At 66.1% G+C, this 22,328-nt stretch carries 18 protein-coding genes and 1 tRNA gene; 5 read left to right on the top strand and 14 right to left on the bottom strand.

Features of this window, described 5'->3' with window-relative positions; all coding sequences use genetic code 11:
- Positions 1-111: 111 nt before the first annotated feature.
- On the top strand, positions 112-810 hold the full coding sequence (locus QFZ41_RS16925) for an SDR family NAD(P)-dependent oxidoreductase (RefSeq protein WP_429199804.1): 699 nt from the start codon (positions 112-114) through the stop codon (positions 808-810).
- A 66-nt stretch (positions 811-876) separates the two neighbouring features.
- Here QFZ41_RS16925 and QFZ41_RS16920 read toward each other — a convergent pair whose 3' ends face one another.
- The 4 genes from QFZ41_RS16920 to tpiA all read right to left on the bottom strand — a co-directional run bounded on the left by QFZ41_RS16920 (position 877) and on the right by tpiA (position 3,115).
- The gene (locus QFZ41_RS16920) at positions 877-1,512 is read right to left on the bottom strand and encodes a hypothetical protein (RefSeq protein ID WP_429199803.1); all 636 of its coding nucleotides are present in this window, start codon (positions 1,510-1,512) and stop codon (positions 877-879) included.
- Positions 1,513-1,758: 246 nt separating this feature from the next.
- Positions 1,759-1,843, bottom strand: a tRNA-Leu gene (locus QFZ41_RS16915).
- A 35-nt stretch (positions 1,844-1,878) separates the two neighbouring features.
- Positions 1,879-2,340 (bottom strand): preprotein translocase subunit SecG, encoded by a 462-nt coding sequence (gene secG / locus QFZ41_RS16910; protein ID WP_371023106.1) that lies wholly within the window; start codon positions 2,338-2,340, stop codon positions 1,879-1,881.
- 25 nt (positions 2,341-2,365) lie between these two features.
- Complete coding sequence (gene tpiA, locus QFZ41_RS16905) at positions 2,366-3,115, bottom strand: triose-phosphate isomerase (RefSeq protein WP_429199802.1); 750 nt, start codon at positions 3,113-3,115, stop codon at positions 2,366-2,368.
- A gap of 112 nt (positions 3,116-3,227) precedes the next feature.
- Between tpiA and QFZ41_RS16900 the strand changes: the two genes are divergently transcribed.
- The gene (locus tag QFZ41_RS16900) at positions 3,228-5,690 is read left to right on the top strand and encodes a DUF3772 domain-containing protein (RefSeq protein WP_429199801.1); all 2,463 of its coding nucleotides are present in this window, start codon (positions 3,228-3,230) and stop codon (positions 5,688-5,690) included.
- Positions 5,691-5,696: 6 nt separating this feature from the next.
- On the opposite strand, the gene QFZ41_RS16895 is transcribed toward QFZ41_RS16900, so the two are convergent.
- Positions 5,697-7,331 carry a serine hydrolase gene (locus QFZ41_RS16895; protein WP_429199800.1) on the bottom strand — a complete coding sequence of 545 codons (1,635 nt, stop codon included), beginning with the start codon at positions 7,329-7,331 and terminating at the stop codon, positions 5,697-5,699.
- A 78-nt stretch (positions 7,332-7,409) separates the two neighbouring features.
- The gene (locus tag QFZ41_RS16890) at positions 7,410-8,309 is read right to left on the bottom strand and encodes a DMT family transporter (RefSeq protein WP_429199799.1); all 900 of its coding nucleotides are present in this window, start codon (positions 8,307-8,309) and stop codon (positions 7,410-7,412) included.
- Positions 8,310-8,407: 98 nt separating this feature from the next.
- Between QFZ41_RS16890 and QFZ41_RS16885 the strand changes: the two genes are divergently transcribed.
- Positions 8,408-9,424: a LysR substrate-binding domain-containing protein gene (locus QFZ41_RS16885; RefSeq protein WP_429199798.1), complete on the top strand. Its 1,017-nt coding sequence runs from the start codon at positions 8,408-8,410 to the stop codon at positions 9,422-9,424.
- A gap of 26 nt (positions 9,425-9,450) precedes the next feature.
- On the opposite strand, the gene QFZ41_RS16880 is transcribed toward QFZ41_RS16885, so the two are convergent.
- From QFZ41_RS16880 to QFZ41_RS16870, 3 genes are read right to left on the bottom strand one after another with little or no spacing between them, the layout of a single operon-like run.
- A complete protein-coding gene (locus QFZ41_RS16880) occupies positions 9,451-11,283 on the bottom strand; it encodes an ABC transporter ATP-binding protein (protein WP_429199797.1) in 1,833 nt (610 codons plus the stop codon).
- 55 nt (positions 11,284-11,338) lie between these two features.
- On the bottom strand, positions 11,339-11,995 hold the full coding sequence (locus QFZ41_RS16875; protein WP_429199796.1) for a Pr6Pr family membrane protein: 657 nt from the start codon (positions 11,993-11,995) through the stop codon (positions 11,339-11,341).
- Positions 11,996-12,006: 11 nt separating this feature from the next.
- Positions 12,007-13,938, bottom strand: coding sequence for a M1 family metallopeptidase (locus tag QFZ41_RS16870; protein ID WP_429199795.1), 1,932 nt, complete (start codon positions 13,936-13,938; stop codon positions 12,007-12,009).
- A 262-nt stretch (positions 13,939-14,200) separates the two neighbouring features.
- Here QFZ41_RS16870 and gnd point away from each other — a divergent pair, with 262 nt between their 5' ends.
- Entirely contained in the window at positions 14,201-15,241 is a 1,041-nt protein-coding gene (gnd, locus tag QFZ41_RS16865) for a phosphogluconate dehydrogenase (NAD(+)-dependent, decarboxylating) (RefSeq protein ID WP_429200284.1), read from the top strand.
- A gap of 150 nt (positions 15,242-15,391) precedes the next feature.
- Here the strand turns inward: gnd and QFZ41_RS16860 are convergent, their stop codons facing one another.
- From QFZ41_RS16860 to QFZ41_RS16840, 5 genes are all read right to left on the bottom strand, one after another.
- The gene (locus QFZ41_RS16860; protein ID WP_429199794.1) at positions 15,392-16,336 is read right to left on the bottom strand and encodes a cation diffusion facilitator family transporter; all 945 of its coding nucleotides are present in this window, start codon (positions 16,334-16,336) and stop codon (positions 15,392-15,394) included.
- A gap of 234 nt (positions 16,337-16,570) precedes the next feature.
- Positions 16,571-17,551, bottom strand: coding sequence for a malate dehydrogenase (locus tag QFZ41_RS16855; protein ID WP_429199793.1), 981 nt, complete (start codon positions 17,549-17,551; stop codon positions 16,571-16,573).
- A gap of 37 nt (positions 17,552-17,588) precedes the next feature.
- On the bottom strand, positions 17,589-18,788 hold the full coding sequence (locus QFZ41_RS16850; protein ID WP_429199792.1) for an aminotransferase class I/II-fold pyridoxal phosphate-dependent enzyme: 1,200 nt from the start codon (positions 18,786-18,788) through the stop codon (positions 17,589-17,591).
- 304 nt (positions 18,789-19,092) lie between these two features.
- Positions 19,093-19,599, bottom strand: coding sequence for a peptidylprolyl isomerase (locus QFZ41_RS16845; RefSeq protein WP_429199791.1), 507 nt, complete (start codon positions 19,597-19,599; stop codon positions 19,093-19,095).
- Positions 19,600-19,724: 125 nt separating this feature from the next.
- Positions 19,725-21,482 carry a 3-hydroxybutyrate oligomer hydrolase family protein gene (locus tag QFZ41_RS16840; protein WP_429199790.1) on the bottom strand — a complete coding sequence of 586 codons (1,758 nt, stop codon included), beginning with the start codon at positions 21,480-21,482 and terminating at the stop codon, positions 19,725-19,727.
- 184 nt (positions 21,483-21,666) lie between these two features.
- Between QFZ41_RS16840 and QFZ41_RS16835 the strand changes: the two genes are divergently transcribed.
- Entirely contained in the window at positions 21,667-22,320 is a 654-nt protein-coding gene (locus QFZ41_RS16835; protein WP_429199789.1) for a response regulator transcription factor, read from the top strand.
- Positions 22,321-22,328 lie beyond the last annotated feature (8 nt).

Raw genomic sequence — 22,328 nt, 5'->3', positions numbered from 1 at the left:
ACGGCAGCAGGCATGACAAGGCGTTCGACGCAATGAATACCTGCGGCCCGCGCGCCTTCCGCCTATCCGATCCGTCCCTATCGTAAGCGGACCGCTCTTCAGGATCGATCGATGAAACCCTCCCCCAAAACCGTTCTGCTTATTGGCGCGTCCCGCGGCCTCGGGTTCGCCATGACCAAAGAATTCTTGCGCCGTGGCTGGAAGGTGATTGCCACGGGGCGGGTCGGTTCGACCGACCGGCTTCGCCAACTCTCGGCGGCGTCCCCCGACGCGCTCGACGTGGAAATCGTGGACATCACCCTTCCGGAACAGGTCGCCAGCCTTCGAGCGCGTCTCTCGGATCGGCCACTGGACGTACTTTTCGTGAATGCCGGTGTCACGAACGACCATCGCGAGACCATCGCCGATGTCTCCACGGAGGAATTCGTCCGCGTGATGGTGACGAACTCCTTGAGCCCAATGCGAGTCGTCGAGACGTTCCAGGATCTGGTGCGTCCGGAAGGGACCATCGGCGTGATGTCGTCCGGCCAGGGCAGTCTCACCAACAATACCAACGGCAACCACGAGGTCTATCGTGGCAGCAAGGCCGCGCTCAACATGTTCATGCGCAGCTTCGCCGCCCGGCACGCCGGCGATCCACGCACGTTGCTTCTCATGGCGCCGGGATGGGTGCGGACGGATATGGGTGGTCCCGACGCTCGCTTAAGCATCGAGGAGAGTATTCCGAACCTGCTCGATACGATGGAGGCCCATGAAGGGCGCGGTGGACTCCACTATCTGGATTATCTGGGGCGGACCGTGCCCTGGTAGGCGATGCCGGAGAACCGGCTCGATGACCGAGCCCAGGGCCGAAGCTCCTGGGCTCGGTCGCTTTGCTCAGCGTTGACTCGAATCCCTATCGCCGCTCAAGGTTTTTATCGTCTTGCCATGCTCATCGAGAAACGCGATCTGGGGCGTACCGGTGGCAGGCACGGACAATTGAATTCGTTCATGCCCTGCGGCATCCATCAAGGATAACGATGCCGATCCGTCATCAGACCGCCCCACCCATATACGGCGATGGTTCGGACCGTTTTCCTGGCTGTCCGAGATAGCCAGTCCAGCGAAGCTATCCGTCTTGTCGTTGACACCGATGAGCTTCACGACTTCATTCGCGTTATAGCGATCGAACGACAGGCTTCCTCCGGCATCCACGACGTCTCCGTTGGCGAGCCGCTTCCCGCCAAAGATAAGCCCGCCGTTCTCCGAGCCTTCGTCGTTGTAGAAGATCATTCCAGCCTGTGGCCGATCCACCTTAGGCTGCTCTTTGCCCTTGACGATCACCCCCGGCATCCGGGCGCCGTTCGTGATGATCATCCGAACCGTGCCGTCAGCCTCGCGCACGTTGATCCGCTGCACATTGATTTCATCGAACGAGGTGGCGGAGGTTTTCGTAAAGCCTGACAGCATCGACACCGCGAAAACCGCCGTGAGTACGCCTGAATAGATCACAAGGAATCGTTGACCGAACATACCTGTCTCCATGTCGAAAAGGACGCGTTCCACCTCGCCGTACGAGAACCGGGTCGCAACCAGCCGCGAGAGGGCAATGTGAAACTGTCACGGAGTGTCCCGTTTGCCATGTGCCAAAGGTGGCTCATTCGCGTCGCTTCACGGGGACGCCTGAGATCGGCCGGCGTTCGACGGGCACAAAAAAACCCGCCAGATGGCGGGTTTCTCTGTGGTTCGATACGGAGTGCCTCCGCTGAAACCGGTTGTTGGTGCCCAAGGGGGGACTCGAACCCCCACAGCCTAAGCCGCTACCACCTCAAGGTAGTGCGTCTACCAATTCCGCCACCTGGGCATAACTTTTACAGCGTGTCGCGTGTGTCGCTGTTTTTATTTCTTGGCCGGTTCGGCGGGAGCCTTGGTGGCTTCCTGCTTCGGGGCCGGAACATCGTTGTTCGCTGCCGGAGCCGGCGCCGTGGCGGCCGGGGTGTCACCGTTGGCTGCGGCGGGTGCGCGGGGCACGTCCGACGCGGCCGGGGTCACCGGAGCGTTGTTGGCGGGAGCGGCCGGCGTGGTGGCGCCGGACATCACACCAAGATCCGCGGCCGGCTGGGGGTTACCCGAGCGACCGAGGTAGATGCCCATGCCGAGGCTGAGCAAGAAAAACAGGGCTGCGAGGACTGCCGTGGCGCGGGTCATGAAGCTCGACGAGCCACGCGCACCGAACACCGTGGCGGAAGCACCGCCACCGAAGCCGGAACCTGCCTCCGCGCCAGCACCGCGCTGCATGAGAATCAGCACGATCATCGCCGCGGCGATCAGGATATAGAAAACGCTGAAGAGAATGAACATGTCTTCTTGGTTTGCCGTGTCGCGATTATCGCGCCGCGGCGCATATATCCAGGAAATCGGAAGCCACCAGGGCGGCGCCACCGATGAGTCCCCCGTCCACGTCCGGTTGGGCGAAAAGTTCGGCCGCATTGGCCGGCTTGACGCTTCCGCCGTAAAGCACCCGGGTCAGGAGCGAGATATTAGCATCCTTTTTTGCCAGTTGGCTACGGATGAAGGCATGAATTTTTTGCACCTTGGCCGGGGTCGCCGTCAGGCCCGTACCGATGGCCCAGACCGGTTCGTAGGCGACCACCGCCTCGCGGAACGCGCCGATGCCGTTGTGCTCCAGCACCGCGGCCAGCTGGCGGCCGATCACCTCCTCGGCGATGCCTGCCTCATGCTCGTCGCGGGTCTCGCCCACGCAGAGGATCGGCGTGAGGTGCGCCTTGCATGCCGCCTCGAACTTCTTCGCCAGCAACGCATCGTTTTCGTGCTGGTACTGGCGCCGTTCCGAATGGCCCACCAGGACCCAGCGGGCGCCGACGTCATGCAACATGTCGCCGGCGATCTCTCCGGTATAGGCCCCCTGCACGTGATGTTCCGACAGGTCCTGCGCACCGAAGCCCAGGCCGCGGTCACCATAGTCGCGTGTCAGGCCATCGAGATACACGTCCGGAGGGAAAACGACGACATCCACGCCATCGGGCCGGTTTTCGACGATCTCCCTGACCAGGGCGTCGGCCATGGCGCGGGAGCCATGCATCTTCCAGTTACCGGCGACCAGCTTCTTGCGCATGGGGCATTCCAGGCGTGGAGAAAGGGGCGGCAGGATAGCGGCGGCACCCTCCCCGGCAAAGCTGCATTGCCGCATGGGAGCCGCCGGACGCGCCGTTCACCGAGGGTAACGCATGCATCGGGCATTTGACCTGGCCGACACCGGCTCCGATGATCCCTTCATGCGCATCCTGAGAATTCTCTTCATCGCCTTCCTCCTCGCCGCCTCCGGGGGCGCGTTCGCGCAGGCGGACGCCCCCAGCACGCCGCAGCAGATCGACGACCTGCGTGGCCGCCTCGACCAGATCGAGAAGGCCATGAAGGACGACAAGATCACCAACACGATCATCGACGACCTGCGCGGGAAATCCGGAGACGTGGCCGGAGACGCGCAGAAGCTGTCCGCCTCGCTGCAACAGAACCGGGACGCGGCGAAGGCACGGCTGGATCAGTTGGGGCCGCCCCCCGCCGCCGGCACCAAGGAAGCCCCGGAGCTCGCCGCCACCCGCAAGGACGCACAGAAGACCTTCGACGCCGTGGATGCGCAGGTCAAGCAAGCCGACGGCATCGCGCTGGAAGCCCAGCAGACGGCGAACCAGCTCTCCGACCTGCGCCGCATCCGTTTCCAGGAACTCATTTCGCAACGCACGAACTCCCCCCTGTCGCGGCCGTTCTGGTCGGAACCGGCGGCGGCTTTCCCTCGTGACGCCGCCAACCTGAGCGACTTCGCCGGCACGGTCAGGACCGACGTCGCGGCCAGCTGGAACGTCGGCAACCGCACGGCATTGATCACCTGCGCGCTGCTCGGCCTGTTACTGATGACCGGCGTGCGCTTCTACATCGAACATCGCGTTCGCCACCTCACCGCCAACCGCATGCCGCCCGGAAGGCTGCGCCGCTCGGCGTTGATCCTCGGCATCGCCCTCACCTCGACGCTCACCACCGGCCTGGGCACGCAACTGCTTTACCTCGGCCTGAACTGGAACGACACCTTCAGCCAGGAGACCGACGAGATCGCGCGCACGATCGTGCAGCTCGTCTTCTTCGGCGCCTTCATCGCCGGCCTCGGCAGGTCGTTGATTTCGGCGAAACGGCCGTCGTGGCGCCTGCCGGCCATTTCCGACCAGACCGCCATCGACCTGCGCCGCTTCCCGATGCTGATCTCGCTGGCGGTAGTGCTGTTCTACTTCCTGAAGCAGTTGAACCACACGATCGGTACCAGCCTCGCCGCCACGGTGCTCACCAGCAGCCTGCAGGCGATCGTTTTCACCACGCTCAGCGCGCTGGCGCTGCTGCGGCTGGGACGCACGCATCATCACGACGAAGACGGCACGCCGCCCGCGCCCCGGCCCATCTGGGCAAGCGTGCTCATCGCGGCGGCATGGATCGCCATCGTCGCGTCGTGGATCGCCTTGCTGACCGGCTTCATCTCGTTCGCCTCGTTCATGGCGGGACAGGTGGTATGGACCGCGATCGTGATCGCCGCGACGTACCTGGCGATGCGCCTCGTCGACGACCTGTTCGAGACGCTGCTTTCCGAGAAGGGCCCGATGAGTGCCCGCGCGCAGGCCATCTTCGGCACCCATCCGAAGCTGCTCGACCAGGCGGGCGTACTGCTGTCGGGTGTGGTTCGCCTGGGCCTGTTCCTGTTCGGCATCACCGCCGTCATGTCCGGCTTCGGCACCGGCACCACCGACCTCCTCACGCTAGGCAGCAAGCTGCAATCGCTGAAGATCTACGACGTCGAACTGAAACCCAGCCAGATCCTCACTTCGATCGCGCTGTTCTTCCTCGGCCTGCTGGCCGTGCGCGTGATCAAGAACTGGATGTCGGAACAGTACCTGCCCAGGACCAATCTCGATCCGGGCATGCGCAGCTCGCTCACCACCCTTCTGGGCTATGTCGGCATCGTGATCGTGGTGGCGATCGCCCTGCTGGCGATGGGCCTCTCGGTGCAGAACGTGACCTGGGTGGCGTCGGCGCTCTCGGTGGGTATCGGTTTCGGCTTGCAGGCGATCGTGCAGAACTTCATTTCCGGCCTCATCCTGCTGGCGGAGCGGCCGGTGAAGGTCGGCGACTGGGTGGTGCTGGACGATGCGGAAGGCGACATCCGCCGCATCAACGTGCGCGCCACCGAGATCCAGGTGGCCGACCGCTCGACCATCATCGTGCCGAACTCGTCGTTCATCACCAAGCCCGTGCGTAACATGACGATGGCCAACCCGCAGGGCCGTGTGCTGATCAAGCTGCCGATGCCGCTGGACAGCGATCCCGTGGACGTGCGCGAGCACATGCTCGAAGCGATGCACGCGCACGCGTCGGTGCAGGAGACGCCGGCCGCGTCGGTCACGCTCGACAACATCGACCGCGCGGCGATGACCTTCGTCGCCGTCTGCTACGTGGGCAGCCCGCGCGACGTCGGCGGCGTGAAGAGCGACCTGTTGTTCGACATCATCGCGCGCCTGCGCGGCGCGGAGATCCCCCTGCTCCGGCCGCAGGACCTCGTGCTGCGCTCGGGCGGCAACATGGGCGACCTGCCCGGCCCGACCGCAGCGGGCGCGCCGAAGGCGTCGACCGATCCGGATCCGGCCAGCTGAAGCTGCTTATTTCGACGCTTCCACGGGTGCCAGGCGGAGGTCCTGGAAATCGAAGCTGAAGTCGGTGAGCGGCGATACCGGCTCCATCCGCACTTCGCGCACCTTGCCGTCGGGGTCGAGCGCGAAGTTGACGAAGGCGTCGCCGTTGAGCGAACGGTCGTTCCAGCGGGCGATGAAGGTATCGTGCTGCCACGGCTCCAGCGTGCCGGTCAGCTGCGCGGTCTTGCTGAAGGTCATCACCAGCTTGCCGCCCTGTTTGGCCACGGTGACATCGCCGTACCACGGATCGCGGTAGGTGCCGGCGTAGCCGTCCAGCGGTAGCGAAGGCTTCGAACCCTTCGCACGCGCCGCTTCGTGCTTCTTCATGCTGTCGTCGGCATTGCCTTCCATCTTCTTCACGCTGGCCGCGTAAGCCGCGATCCAGTCCGTCTTCGGTGCATCCATGTAGGCATCCAGCGCACGCATCGTCACCGCCTGGAACGCCGCACCCGACTCCTGGTTGGTCAGCACGACGATACCGAGCTTCAGGTCGGGCACGAGGGTCAGGCGCGACACCATGCCGGGCCAGCCACCGGTGTGCCAGACGAGCTTGTGACCCCGATAGTCGGAAACGAACCAGCCTTCGCCATAGCCGTAGAAGTTGGGCTTCGCCGCCTTGAGTTCGGGAACATTGGGTTCGGAGATCGTGATGGGGGTGATCAACGACCACATCTCGGTCTGGCGCTTCTCGCTGAAGAGGCGTTGCTCCTTGCCGGAGGCATCGGTGTACGTGCCGCCGGCCAGCTGCATGTTCATCCACTTGGACAGGTCGTGCACGCTGGTGTAGATGCCACCGGCCGTGGGGTTGTTGCTCCAGGACATCGCCCCCACCGGCTTCAGGTCCTTGAAGTCGAACTTCGCATGGCCCGTGGCGATGTCGTCGTTCGGGCCGATGCTGTCCGGTGCATGCGACTGCGATTCGGTCATGCCCAGCGGCACGAAGATGCGCTCGCGCACGAAATCGGCCCATGGCTTGCCCGATACCTGCTCGATCACCAGCCCGGCCACGGCGAAGAGGATGTTGTCGTAGGCGTAGCCGGCACGGAAACTGTTGGCCAGCGGCACGTAGCGCAACCGCTGCACGACTTCCTTCGTGGAATACGAGGTGGCCGGCCAGTACAGCAGGTCGCCCGCGCCCAGGCTGAGGCCGCTGCGATGGGCGAGCAGGTCGCGCACGCGCATCTCACGCGTCACGTACGGGTCGGACATCTGGAACCAAGGCAGGCGGTCGATCACGCGGTCGTTCATGTCGAGCTTGTGCTCGTCGGCGAGGATCGCCAGCGAAGCAGCGGTGAACGCCTTGGTGTTGGACGCGATGGCGAACTGCGTATGCGCATCCACCCTTGCAGGTTCGCCCAGCTTGCGCACGCCCGAGCCCATCTCGAGCACCACCTTGCCGTCCTTGACGATCGCCACCGCGATACCCGGCACGTCGAACTGCTTGCGCGTGGCGTCGACGTAGGCGTCGAAGTCGGCCAGCGCGGCGGGACGCGCGTCGGCGCCGGCGGCGACGGATGCCGGCGCGGCATCCTGCGCATGTGCGGCCAGGGCGAAGGCGAAGCTGGTGACGCCGAAGGCGAGGAGGTGGCGAAGACGCGGCATGTCGTGTCCGGTGGCGGATGAGGTGCCGGGACTATTCCACGTCGCGCGGCCTGGCGAAAGACCTCGCCAGGCGATGGATCACACCGACCGCTTCTGGCTCAGGATCACGCTGCCGAGGATGATCGCGCCCGCCAGCGCCATGGTCGGCGTCAGGGCCTCGCCAAGGAACATCCACGCCCAGCCCACGCCGAACAAGGGCACGAGGTAGGTCGAGGTCGCGGCGCGCGAGGCACCGATACGCTGGATGAGACGGAAGTAGAAGGCATAAGCCAGGCCGGTGCACACCACGCCGAGCGCGATGACCGCGGTCCACGACTTCGCCGGAATCGGCGCGTCCGGCCAGGTCAGCAGCGCCAGCGGAGCCATCAGAAGGGTGGCGCCCGACAGGCAGCCGGCCGCCACCGCGGTGGGCGCGATATCCGACAGGTACTTCTTGATGAGGTTGGCCGCCAGGCCATAACAGAACGCCGCGGCGGCACCGGCGAGCGCCGCGGGCGCGACGTTTTCCCCCGCGGTGCGGCCGGTGGCCAACACCACGACACCGACGAAACCCGCCACGAGCGCGATCGCCTTGCGCGTGCCGATCTTTTCACCGAAACCGACAAAAGCCACCAGGGCGGCGAACAGGACCGTCATGCTGTTGGCGATGGCGCCGATACCCGCCGGTGCCCGCTCCGCGCCCCAGGCGAACAAGGTGAAGGGGATGGCGGCGCTCAGCGCGCCCAGCACCAGCATCTTCCACAGGTGGGCGAGACGGATCGTCTTGCGGGCGCGCAGCAGCAAGGGCAGCAGGATCACCGAGCCGAACAGCAGGCGCGTGGCAACCATGGGGAACGGCCCGAAGTCCTTGGCCGCCACTCGCATGAAGAGAAACGAACCACCCCAGATGGCGCCGAGGGCGACAAGCTCCACCGGCGTGCGCCAGTCCCTCTCGGCGGCGGACACGATGGATTCGACGGGGGTATCGGCGGCGGACATACGAACCTCGCTTGTGGCTGAGTCTTATTGTCGCTGGAACCGGAGGCCGCACAAGCGCATCCTTTGCAAGCCAGCCTCTCATTTGATTCATCCCTACGATGCGTTCCGCCCTGCTCCCCGCCCTCGCCGCCTTCGCCTCCGCCGCCCGGCACCAGAACTTCGCCCATGCGGCCGAGGAACTCCACCTCACCGCCAGCGCGGTGAGCCACCACGTGCGCAAGCTGGAAACCGCCTTGGGCGTGAGCCTGTTCCAGCGCCACGCGCGTGGCGTGGCCCTGACCCCAGAGGGACGCCTGCTCGCCGACGCCGCGGGCTCAGCCCTGGCCGAGGTGGAATCGGTACTCGACAGCTTGCGCCAGCATCGCCGGGACAACGGGCTGCGCCTGAGCGTCCTGCCGTCCCTTGCGGCCAACTGGCTCACGCCCCGCCTGCGCCGGTTCATCGACGCGCATCCCACGGTACGATTGTCGATCGATACCGATCGCTCGCTGGTGCGCTTCGAGGAGGGCGGCCCCGATCTCGGACTCCGCTATGGCCTCGGTCAATGGCCGGGCCTGACCTCGCGCTTCCTCATGGACGATTCGTTGCAGCCCCTCGCGTCACCGGAACTGGCGTCGCAGGTGCAGGTCGCCGAGGACGTCGCCGGCCTGCCTCTTCTCACCGACATCGCGCCGGAAGGCTGGCGCGAGTGGTTTCGCGCCGCGGGTGTCCGCTACCCGCGCGGTGGCACGATGCATACGATCAGCGACTCGGCCGATGGCCTGAACGCCGCGGCGGCGGGGTTGGGCGCGGTGCTCGCGCGGACCGCGGCTCGCCGCCGCGCACCTTGCGGACGGCCGGTTGGTTCGCTTGCCGGGGCCGGAGTTACCGACGCGGTATGCCTATTACCTCGTGCATTCCGCGCACCGCCCGCCTTCCGCGGCGGCGCTGGCGTTCATCGGGTGGATCGAGCGGGAGGCGCAGGAACCGCGGGGCTGAAGAGCATCGCCGACAGGGTCGGCTCCCACCAGAACGGCAACCTCCCAGCCAGAGCGGCAACCTCCCAGCCAGAGCGGCAACCTGCTCGGTGGGAGCCGACCCTGTCGGCGATACCTGCGAAGCCGAACCCACCGTAAAACCCGAACCCGCTCGCCAGCCGAACCTACTCGACCCCGACGAACCCGCCCGTCTGATGCGCCCACAACCGCGCATACAGGCCACCGCGCGCGATCAGCTCGCCATGCGTGCCAGTCTCCACGATCGCACCATGCTCCATCACCACCAACCGGTCCATCTTCGCGATCGTCGAAAGACGGTGCGCGATGGCGATCACCGTCTTGCCGCGCATCAGGGTTTCCAGGCTTTCCTGGATGGCCGCCTCCGCTTCGGAATCCAACGCCGAGGTCGCCTCGTCGAGCACGAGGATCGGCGCGTCCTTCAGCAGCACGCGCGCGATGGCGATGCGCTGGCGCTGGCCACCGGACAACTTGACGCCCCGCTCGCCCGCATGGGCCTCGTAGCCGGTGCGCCCCTCGCCGTCGGAGAGGCCCGGAATGAACTCGTCGGCCCGCGCCTGGCGGACGGCCTCGGCCATCTCGGCTTCACTCGCGTCCGGCCGGCCATACAGCAGGTTGTCGCGGATGGAGCGATGCAACAACGACGTGTCCTGCGTGACGACGCCGATGTTCGAACGCAGCGACTCCTGCGTGACCCTGGCGATGTCCTGCCCGTCGATGAAGATACGGCCATCCTCGAGGTCGTACAGGCGCAGCAACACATTCACCAGCGTCGACTTGCCCGCGCCCGAGGGACCGACCAGGCCGATCTTCTCGCCCGGCCGGACGATCAGGTCCAGGCCACCGATGATGCCGCCGGCCCGGCCGTAGTGGAAATGGATGTTGTCGAAACGGACCTCGCCCTTCGTCACGCGAAGCGGAAGCGCATCGTCGCGGTCGACCACGGTGCGTTCCTGGGCGAGCGTGGTGATGCCGTCCTGCACCGTGCCGACGTTGTCGAAGATGCCGTTGACGACCCACATGATCCAGCCGGACATGTTGTTGATGCGGATCACCAGGCCCACGGCCAGCGCCACCTGTCCCGTGGAGACCGTGCCGCGCGACCACAGCCACAGCGCCAGCGCACTCGTGCCCGCGATCAGCAAGCCATTGAGTGACGTGATGGCGACGTCCATCGAGGTGATCATGCGGCTGGAGGAACGCACCTTGTCGGTCTGCTCCTGCATCGCCTCCTTCGCATACGCCTCTTCGCGGTGCGTATGCGCGAAGAGCTTCAGCGTCATCACGTTGCTGTAGCCATCGACGATGCGGCCCATCAACTTGGACCGCGCCTCGGATGCTTTCCACGAGCGCTCCTTCACCCTCGGCACGAAGAACACCAGCATGCCGATGTATGCCGCGATCCACAGCACCAGCGGCAGGGCCAGCCAGACATCGGCCTTGGCGAACAGATAGACCGAGGTCCCCGCGTAGACGCTCACGTACCACAAGGCGTCCACCACCTGCACCGCGGACTCGCGCAGCGCCGGTGCCGTCTGCATGATCCGGTTCGCAATGCGGCCGGCGAAATCGTTCTGGAAGAACGACAGGCTCTGCTTGAGCACGTAGCGATGATGCTGCCAGCGGACCATATTGGTCATGCCGGGGCTGAGTGTCTGGTTCACCAGCAGGTCGTGCAGGCCGATCGCCATCGGGCGCAGGATCACCACGACGAAGCCCATCCAGGCGAGCGTGCGCCAATGTGTCTGGAAGAACACGGCCGCCGGCGTCTTCTGCGCCATGTCGACCACGCGGCCGAGGAAGTCGAACAGCGCCACCTCGATCAGAGCCACGGCCAGACCCACGACCAGGGCGGCGGCGAAGACCTTCCACACCTGGCGCAGGTAATAGGCGTAGAAGCGTACGACGCCCTTGGGCGGGGCGCGGTCGGGCGCCTCGCGGAAGATGTCGATGAGGGATTCGAACCAGCGAAAGATCATCGGCCCATTGTAGTCCGCCCGGGCGCGCACGGCATGTGCAGGCGCGGGCCCGCGGTCAGGGCACCCGGCCCGAGCCGCTGAGGCGGCTTCCGGCAAGGGTTCGATCGAGCGCGACGAAGGCCGTTCCCAAAATGAGGAAGACGACACCGACCAGCGTCGTGTTCACTAGCGCCGTCGCGTAACCGAGGCGGTCGACGTCCAGGAAGGGATACGGGTATTCGTGCACGATCGCACCACGGGCAAAGGTCCACAGGGCGAATACCAGCGGAAACCACAGCCAGCGCAAGGCGTCACGCCACACCAGCGTCCCGTGCGGGAGCAACGCGATCCACCAGACGAGGTACAGCGCCGGCACCACGTAATGCAACGCCCTGTCCGCGACGAGTTGCGGGCCGTGAGGTTCCCATGTCGACTGCAGCACGGTCGCGTACACCAGGCAGGTGACGGTGATCGACACCGCCGCGAGCCCGCGAGCGCGCGGGCGGCGCCAGAACGCGAGCGGTCCCCAACCGCCACCTATCGCCGTCGATGCGGCCACCAGACCGACCAGCACGTTGGAAAGGATGGTGAAGAAGCTGAAGAAGCGCAGCACCTCCAGGCTGTCGAAGCCGGCCCACATCGTCAGCCAGTACTGCAAGACGAGCGCCGGCCACGCCACCGCCGCGACGACGATGGCGAAGAGGTTGGAGACCGCGGTGACGCGCGGAGACATCGGGCCCTCCGTCAGCGCGGCCAGGTGTCGTTCGAACGGTCGCGATCGGGAATCGCGTGGCCGGGATCGATTTGGGCACGCACCACCTTGCGCCCACCCGGCACGGTCACCTCGAAGCTCTTGTGCTGTTGCCAGGTCTCCACGGGGATGCGGATGTCGAGCGTGGTCTTGTCCTCGAAGGTGACGCGAAGCGTCGCCGGCATCACGAGCTGGTCGCGGTTTTCCACGGTGACGTTCGAGCCGTCGACCTTGGTGACCGCCATGTCGAGCTGCCAGTTGTTTGCGAACCATCCACGCCAGAACCAGGACAGGTCCTCACCCGTTTCGCTTTCCATCAGGCGGAAGAAGTCCGAAGGCGAGGGATGCCTGTACGCCCACGTGGCGATGTACTTGCGGAACGCGGGATCGAAACGCTCCGGCCCCACGATCTGCTCGCGCAACAGGACCAGCCCGAGCGCGGCCTTGAAGTAAGTCGCGGGATGGCGGTACTTCTCCTTGACCATATCGGCGCCGATCAGCAACGGCGGCGCGTCCGCGTCGGCCAGCAGGGGCAGGATCTCGTCGACGGGATTGCCACCCTTCGGCGCGTATTCGCCGTCACGCTTGGGCGCGAATTCGCCATGGTTGAAGGCATCGGCCTCGTACACGTCGATGAAGGTGTTGAAGCCCTCGTCCATCCATGCGTTACGGCGCTCGTCGCTGCCGACGATCATCGGGAACCAGGTATGGCCGATCTCGTGCGCGGTGACCATGTGCAACGCCTTGGCCGGCGCCTTCATGGGATCGAAGACGATGCCCGGATATTCCATGCCGCTGGCGGCCGAACCGGCTTCGTTGATCGCGACGGGATACGGGTACGGATACCACTTGCTGGAAAAATGCTCTACCGAAGCCTTCAGGTATTCCGTGGAACGGCCCCAGCTGGCGTCTCCGACGCTCTCCACCGGATAGACCGACATCGCCAGAGCCTTCTTGCCTTCCGGCAGGTTGATCCGCGCCGCATCCCACACATACGCCGTCGACGCACCGAAGGCCACGTCGCGCGTGTTCTTCATGCGGAATTTCCAGGTGAGCGTGCCACCCTTCTTCGGCCGGCTGGCCGGATCGGTCACTTCGGCGGGCGTCCGGATCATCACCGTCGCATCGCTTTCGCGGGCCTTGGCAAGTCGTTCGCGCTGCGTGGCGGTGAGGACGTCCTCGGCGTTCACCAGTTCACCCGAGCCGGCGACGATCATGTCCGAAGGGACGGTGACCGCGTAATCGAAGTCGCCATATTCCAGGTAGAACTCGCTGTTGAGGTACGGCGCCGTGTCCCAGCCGCGCAGGTCGTCGTAGACGCACATGCGCGGATACCACTGAGCCATCTCGTAGATATCGCCGTTCTTCGAGGGAGCGAACCCGGTGCGGCCACCGAAGTCGCCGGGCAAGTCGTAGGAATACGCGATCGTCAACGATATCTTGCCGCCGCGTGCCGCCAGCGCCTCGGGCAACCTCACCTGCATGCGCGTGTCGCTGACGATATATTTCACGGCGACCTCCTTGCCGTCCTGCTTCACCGTCACCGAAGCGATGCGATAGCCATCGGTGTGGCGCTTTTCCGTCTTCCCCGAGGTGAAGTTGCCCCGGGCATCGGCGGTGAAACGATTCTCGTCCAACTGAAGCCACAACACGTCCAGCGCGTCGGGGCTGTTGTTCGTGTAGTGGATGGTCGCCTTGCCCGTCATGGTGTTCTTGGCCGGGTCGAGGGTGGCGGCGAGGTCGTAGTCGGCGCGGTTCTGCCAGAACAGGGGACCGGGCATGCCACTGCCGGAGCGGTACGCGTTGACCGGCTGGGGATAGGTGAATGGCGCGAAGGTCTCGCGCGGATCGAAGGTGGCGGCCGTGGCGCCCAGCGCCCCCGCGAGAGTGACGACGGCGAGTGACAGGCGGACAACGTTTTTCATCGGGCGGCACCCTGGGGACGACCCCTCAGCGTAACCGGCAAACGAAGGCCACCTCTACCCTGCCGAAAGTCAGGTCAACGCAGATCGACCTTGCGGCTCTCACCATTCCGTCAAGCCCGCGCCGCCGTGGGCCGACGCGACCGTCACACGATGAAAGCGGTCGACTTACGAGGCTGCAAAACGCACTATTGGGGGAGCCTGACCTGCCGGGATCGCCGCGCCATATCCCTATGTATACCTTGCATCCCGCCAGGACATCCGCATATTCCCCACGTTCCATACATCGAGGACCCCACGCATGAAAATCGGTTTGATCGGACTGGGCCGCATGGGCGGCAACATCGCCCGCCGCCTGATGAGGGACGGTCACCAGACCGTGGTGTACGACAACAATCCCGGCGCCCGCGCGGCGCTGGCGAAGGATGGCGGTGAAGCCGTCGAGTCCCTGGAGGCCCTGGTCAAGGCGCTGCCCTCGCCCCGCGTGGTGTGGGTCATGCTGCCGGCCGGCGAGATCACCGAGACCACCATCGCCAAGGTCAGCGACCTGATGGGCAAGGACGACATCATCATCGACGGCGGCAACACGTTCTACAAGGACGACGCCCGCCGTGCGGAGACCCTGGCCGCCAAGGGCCAGCATTACGTCGACGTCGGCACGTCCGGCGGCGTGTGGGGCCTCGAACGCGGCTACTGCATGATGATCGGCGGCGACAAGCAGACCGTCGACTACCTCGATCCCATCTTCAAGACCCTCGCCCCCGGCGCCGGCGACATCCCGCGCACCGAAGGCCGCGAAGGCCGCGATCCGCGCGTCGAGAACGGCTACATGCACGCCGGCCCCGCCGGTGCGGGCCACTTCGTCAAGATGATCCACAACGGCATCGAGTACGGCATGATGCAGTCGTTCGCGGAAGGCTTCGACATCCTGAAGAACCGCAACGCCGGCCATTTGCCGGAGCGCGAGCGCTACGAACTCGACATGGCCGACATCGCCGAAGTCTGGCGCCGCGGCAGCGTCGTGTCCTCCTGGTTGCTCGACCTCACCGCCAGCGCTCTGGCCAAGGGACCGGAACTGGACAATTATTCCGGCTACGTCGACGACTCCGGCGAAGGCCGCTGGACGATCAACGCGGCGATCGAGCAGGCCGTTCCCGCCGAAGTGCTCACCTCCGCGCTGTTCGCCCGCTTCCGTTCGCGCCAGGACCATACCTACGCCGAACGCCTGCTGTCCGCGATGCGCATGGGCTTTGGTGGTCACATCGAAGGCCGCGGCAAGCCGCCGAAGGAAGGCGATCACTCCTGAGCGGGTGATCCCTGAGTAAACGATCCTGGTGAGAGCTCGGTGGGAGCCGACCCTGTCGGCGATGGGTGCTTGCCGCACCCTGGGCCCCGCTACCGCGGGATCGCCGACAAGGTCGGCTCCCACCACCAGGTCCACTCTACTTGCGAACGGTCAGGATTCGCCGTCGAGTTCGCGCAAGCGCTCGCGCCAGCTTTCCGGTGTCTGTGGTTTGACGAACAACGCCACGATCGGCAGCTTGGCCTCTTTCGTCCGCGCCTCGATCGTCCTCACGCACTGTTCGATTTCCACTGTGGTCAGGCGGTCGTCGAAGGCGGCAGATAACGCCACCAGCACATGGTCCGGCCCCACCTGCACGGTGAGCACGCCATTGACCGCCTCCACGCCTTCCACCTTTCCCGCGATGCTACAGACATCGGCGAGCAGGTGTGGCTGCGCGGGCTCGCCGATGAGCAGGGCCTTGCTCTCGCGCGCGAGCATCGCCGACGCCAGCGCCAGCACCGCCGCGATGCCGATGGAGGCCCAGCCGTCGATGCGTGGATCGCCCAGCGCGTGCGACAGGTATATGCCCATCGCGGCGATGGCGAGTCCGATCAACGCCGCGCTGTCCTCGAACAGCACGGAGAATGTGGTCGGGTCCTTCGTACTGCGGAACGCCTCGAAGTAGCCTAGCTTGCCCTTCTTGCGCTGCACGCTCTTGAGCGAAAGCCACCACGACGTGCCTTCGAAGAGCACGCCCACCGCGAGCACGATGTAGTTCAACGTGGGATCGCGCAGCGGTTCCGGCGAAAGGATGTGATTGACGCCTTCGTACAGCGAAAAGCCCGCACCGAGCGCCAACACCAGCAAGGCGACGATGAAGCTCCAGAAGTACAGTTCCCTTCCGAATCCCAGTGGATGCTGCCGGTCGGGCCGTCGCTGCGACCGGCGCAATCCGTGCAGCAGCAAGACCTCGTTGATGCTGTCGACCAGTGAATGCACGCCTTCGGAAAGCATGGCGGAGCTGCCGCTCACCGCCGCCGCGATGAACTTGGCGATGGCGATGCCGACATTGGCCGCGAGCGCGGCATAGACGACGAGTCGTGAACTGTGGGCCATGGAGGAAATTCCTCGCCAACTTCGGAATGCACGTCGAAGGTAGCAGTCCTCCCGGCCAAACAAAAAGGCCGCGCCCCGCGGCGCGGCCTTTTTGTTGGCGGGAACAAATCTCGCCAGATCCGGGTGGGAAGCCGCTTCAGCGGCGATGGGTGCTTGCCTCAACCTGCCCGCTACCGCGGGATCGCCGACAAGGTCGGCTCCCACCAGTCATCGCGGAAGGTCGGCTCCCACCACTCAGCTGAAGAGGTGCTGCACGCCGGCGCGCTCTTCGCGCAGTTCCTTGTCGGTCGCGTCGATGCGTGCCTGGGAGAACTCGTTGATCTTCAGGCCCTGGACGATGGCGTACTTGCCATCCTTCACCGTGACCGGGTAACCGAAGATCACGCCCGGCTCGATGCCGTAGGAGCCATCGGACGGGATACCCATGGAAACCCAGTCGCCCTCGGCCGTGCCGAGCGCCCAGTCGCGCATGTGGTCGATCGCCGCTGAGGCGGCCGAGGCGGCCGACGAGGCGCCACGCGCCTTGATGATCGCCGCGCCGCGCTGCTGCACGGTCGGGATGAAGGTGTCGGCGTACCAGGACTGGTCGACCAGTTCGAGCGCCGCCTTGCCCTTCACGGTGGTCTCGTGGAGGTCCGGGTACTGCGTGGAGCTGTGGTTGCCCCAGATGGTGACCTTCTTGATGTCGGTCGTATGCGCGCCCGTCTTCTCGGCGAGCTGCGACAGCGCGCGGTTGTGGTCGAGGCGGACCATCGCCGTGAAGCACTTCGGATCGAGATCCGGGGCGTTCTGCTGGGCGATCAGCGCATTGGTGTTGGCAGGATTGCCGACGACCAGCACGCGCACGTCGCGCTTGGCGTGATCGTTCAGGGCCTTGCCCTGCGGGCCGAAGATGGCGCCGTTGGCTTCCAGCAGATCCTTGCGCTCCATGCCCGGGCCGCGCGGACGCGCGCCGACGAGCAGCGCGTAGTCGACATCCTTGAAGGCGACATTCACGTCGTCGGTGGCGACCACGCCGGCCAGCGTCGGGAACGCGCAGTCGTTGAGTTCCATCACCACGCCCTGCAGGGACGGCAAGGCCGGGGTGATTTCGAGCAGGTGCAGGATCACCGGCTGATCCGGGCCCAGCATGTCGCCAGCGGCGATACGGAACAGCAAGGCATAACCGATCTGGCCGGCTGCGCCGGTGACGGCAACGCGAACGGGTGCTTTCATCTTTCGACTCCTCGGGGATATCGCTTGGGACTGACGATCAGTTCAGTTCGGCGAAGAACTCGACGATACGGGCCATGCCCTTGTCGAGTGCCTCGTCGGGGCAGGAATAGGAAATGCGCAGCGCACGTGGCTCGCCGAACGCGGAGCCGGGTACGCAGGCCACGCCCTTGGCTTCCAGCAACACGGCGCAGAAGTCGACGTCGGACTCGATGGCCACGCCGTTGTGATTCTTGCCAAAAGCCACGGAGATGTCCGGGAACGCGTAGAACGCGCCTTGCGGACGCGGGCAGACCACGCCCGGGATGGACACCAGGGCGTTGTACACGCGGTCGCGCTTGGCCGCGAATTCCACGCACTTCGCCGCCGGCACGTCCTGCGGACCGGAAAGCGCGGCGACGGCCGCTGCCCCGACCACTTCGGGAAGGCTGGTGATGTGATTGGAGTTGAGCGTCGTGACGGCCAACGCAACGGCTTCGGGCGCGGCGATGAAACCCACGCGCCAGCCGGGCATGCCGTAGGTCTTCGACAGCGAGTCGACGAAGATCACGCGGTCCTTCAGTTCCGGACGCACGTGCACGAAGTTGTGATAGCCGACGCCGTCGAACACCATCGTGTTGTAGATGTCGTCGGTGATGATCCAGGTGTCCGGATACTTCGCGATCACGTCGGCGAGCGCGACGATTTCCTCGCGCGTGTAGACCATGCCCGTGGGGTTGGACGGGTTGTTGAACAGGAACACGCGCGGCTTGCGGGCCAGCGCGGCATCGAGCTGGGCCGGCGTGAGCTTGTAGTGCTGCTCCGGCGGGCACGGCAGGATGTTGATCTTCGCGCCGACGATCTCGGCGATGTCGAGGTAGCTGGTCCAGTACGGCGCCGGGAAGGCGATCTCGTCGCCTTCGTCGAGCAGGGCCTCGGCGAGGTTGTAGAGCACCTGCTTGGCGCCCACGCCGGTCGTCACGTTGGCGCGGGTGTAGCCGCTGAGACCCAGTGCCTCGATGTGCGCGAGGAACGCGTCGATGAGCGCGTCGGCGCCGCGATTGCTGCCGTACTGGCCCGAGTCCTTCGCCAGCGCCTCGCGGGCGGCGGCGTAGACGTGCTCGCCGGGGAGGAAATTGGGCACGCCGATCGAGAAGCTGACGATGTCGCGCCCCTCGGCTTTCAGGCGCTTGGCCTTCTCGGCAATGACCATGATCGCACTGGGTTTCGCGCGACCCATACGCTTGGCGAGCTGCGGCATCGTTTCCTCGGCGGGGGGATGGGCAAAGGCGGGCATTTTAACACGGGGTGCGGAGGTCTGACCGCGCTGCCGCGCGGATCGCCGACAGGGTCGGCTCCCACCGGATGGCCTTACTCCTGGGCTGTATGGCCGCGCTGCCGCGCGGATCGCCGGCAGGGTCGGCTCCCACCAAGCCGCCCATCCTTGACAGGATCGGCTCCCACCAAGCCGCCTACCTTTGTGGGAGCCGACCCTGTCGGCGATTCGGGAACACGAAAACGCCGCCCGAAGGCGGCGTTTTAACCTCGATGCACCCTCGCCCGCCTCAGCGCGCGTCGAGCACCTCGTTCCATTCCTTCACCTTGGCCGCCTGCTTCTCCAGCAGCGCGTCCACGTCGCCCTCGACCGTCACCTTTTCGATGGTGTCGTCGCCGACGATCTTGTTGACCACGGCCTGGTCTTCCGGACCCACGACCTCGCCGAACACGCTGTGCTTGCCGTCGAGCCACGGGGTCGGGCCGTGCGTGATGAAGAACTGCGAGCCGTTGGTGCCCGGGCCGGCGTTGGCCATGGACAGGATGCCCGGCTTGTCGTGCTTGAGGTTGGCGTCGAATTCGTCGCCGAAGCGGTAGCCCGGGCCGCCACGGCCCGAACCTTCCGGACAGCCGCCCTGGATCATGAAATCGGGGATGACGCGATGAAACGACAGGCCATCGTAATAGCCGCGCTTGGCGAGGTTGACGAAGTTCGCCACCGTCATCGGGGTCTTCTCGTCATGCAGGCGCAGGTGAATGTCGCCCTTGTTCGTCTTCATGGTGACGTTGATGGTCATCGCGGTTCCTGTAACTCGTTGAAAGTCGGCCCGGTCGCTTCGCGCGGCCGGGCCGGGGGCTGCAAAGGCTACCGAAGATGGCGCCGCATTCCCAAGAGTTCAAGCAAGAAGGCGTGACGAAGGCCTCAATGTGGGGGCAAACCGAGGTTTTCGGCGGTCAGCGCGCCGGTGCCGCGCGGACGCGCCCCACGCACCGCCGCGTCTTCCGGCAGTGGCCTGCCCTCCGTCACGTGCGCCCAGGCGCGGTCCAGCGCGGCATAGCCGAAGGGCAGCAGCGGCACATGCCGGTCGCCGAAGTCGGGGAAGGCCAGGAAGGCGTCGAAATGCTGGGCATACGGCACTTTCCAGAACACCGGCAGGCGTCCCGATGCACGCAGCCACTTCACGTAGGGCTCGGAACTGAAGGCCACCGGGATGAGGCCGTCCTGCGCGCCATGGACCACGAGCACCGGCAGGCCCGCGCGCGGCAATCGCGCCGCGGTGGCCTCGACGCCCTGGCGCAAGCCGTCCGCATCCGGCCCCTGCCCCGTCCACAACTCGCGCAGGCAGAGGTTACCCGGCAGGGTCGGGTCCAGTGAAACGTCGGTACCCCCTGCGAGCAGGACGCCCGCGCTCGGGGGCACGCCGGAGCCGTCGGCCCACCAGGCGGCCCGAACGATCGCTGCCGCCGGGTCGGCCAGGCCGCCGCCCGGAAATTGCGCGCGATATGAGAACCCACACGGCATGTGGCCCACGGGCCGTCGGAGGTAGGCGGAGGCATAGGCGGCGGTCACGGCGCGCCAGAGATCGAGCGAGGTCGACGAGGCGCCGACCGCCATCGCATCGTCCTGCCATCCCGATGCGCGCAGCATGGCCAGCGCCTCCGCGGCCTGGGCCGCCGGCGTCACCGCCGACAACTTGCCATGGGCGCGCAGCGAGGCGCAGCGCAAGGCCCATGCCGGCGGGGCAGCACCAGCCACGCGCGCGAACGGCATGCCGTCGAAGGCCGGCGCGGCAAGCGCGCACGGAAGCAGCAGCGCCGCCTCCGTGGCGTAGTCGTAGAAGGGACGGCCATGGCCCGGCACGTGGATGTTCGGCTCCAGTGCGACGACCGCGGCGAGCATGCCGTCCTCGTCGTCGCCCGCCGCGCGCAGCACCGCGCCGCCGCCGTTGGACAGGCCCGTGGCGATGATGCGGGTGTTCCTCGCCGTGAAGGGCGCTTCATCGGGAAACGCGCGGTCGAGCATGGCTAGGCCGAAGCGCGCTGCCTGCAACACATGGTTGCCCCAGTCGGCTTCGGGATTGTCACCGGAATGCGCGTGCTTCACCGCGATGCCCGCGTCCGGCGACGCTCCCACGGGTTCGAATTCCAGTGGCGCCTCGCCGGCCTTCGCCCGCGTGCCGTCCAGCGCGACGCCGGTGCCGTCGGCCGTGTCGAAATAACCGGCGCCGGTGCCCTTGTCGGTGTAGGCCACGGCACAGCCTCGCGGCAGCCCCCATCCTCCCGCGAGGGCGATGGCGCCATAGATTCCGCGCGAGCCCGATGATGCGGTGACGACGAGGCAACGCTTCACGCGATCGAAATCGTCCGGTACCTGGACCAGCACACGATGCGGAACGCGCGCGCCCGGCAAGGTGGCGAACGCGGTGAACTCCCGGCCCGGCACGTTCGGCACCTGCCCATAGACCGTGCCGAAGCCGCCAAGGGGACCGAGGTCGGCGATGCCTTTCCAGTTGCTCTGGATCGCGCGCCGGCGAAGCTCCGCGGGCGTCGGCGCCGCAGGCCGGGCAAAGGCCGCGGGCGTGCCGGCGAGACCGCGCAAGCCCAGTCCCGCGCTCAACAGGTCGTCGCCGTCGCGGTGCGTGGTGACGCGTACTTCGCCGAAGCGGTCGGGGGTGGACATGGCCTCTTTCCTCGTGGCGGGCGCCGTCGCGCAGGAGAGGACACCGAACGAAGCGGCGGCGATGACGGCCAGGGAGAAGATGCGTGACATCGGCGCACGATAGCAAGCGGCCCACCATCCGCCATCGTACGAAAGGGCACGACGCACTCGACTGGACCGCGTTACGCGGCTACCGTCGGCGACGATGAACCGCATCCTCGTCGCCGACGACCATCCCCTCTTCCGCGCCGCGCTACGGCAAGCGGCCGCCGCGGCCGTGCCCGATGCCGTCGTGTCGGACGCGGCCGACCTCGCCAGCCTTCTTGCCGCGCTGTCCATCACGCCCGATACCGACCTCGTGCTGCTCGACTTGCGCATGCCGGGCAGCCGGGGCCTCTCGGGACTGGCCGCCTTGCGTGGACAATTCCCCGGCGTGGCCGTGCTGGTGGTGTCGGCCCACGACGAACCTTCGGTGGTGCGGCGCGTCCTCGCGCATGGCGCCGCGGGCTTCATTCCCAAGAGCGCCGATCCGGCGACCATCGCCGATGCGGTGCGCAACGTGCTGGAACACGGTCATTGGTTGCCGCCGGACCTGGCACGGGCGGTCGCCGCGCTGCCCGCGGATTCCGGCGACACGGTGCTCGCCGCACGGCTTGCCCGTCTCACCGAGCAGCAGTTCCGCGTGCTTTCCATGCTCGCCGAAGGTTTGCTCAACAAGCAGATCGCCGACCGGCTGAGCGTGCAGGAGCGCACCGTGAAAGCTCACGTCACCGCGATCTTCGAAAAGCTCGAAGTGCGCAACCGCACGCAGGCGGGCGTGTTGCTGCGGTCGCTGGATCTCGGTGGCGCGGAGCCCTGACGATCGGC

Origin of the sequence: Luteibacter sp. W1I16 (assembly GCF_050434905.1) — a bacterium.
Taxonomy (GTDB): domain Bacteria; phylum Pseudomonadota; class Gammaproteobacteria; order Xanthomonadales; family Rhodanobacteraceae; genus Luteibacter.
This window is presented reverse-complemented; position numbering and strand designations above follow the sequence as displayed.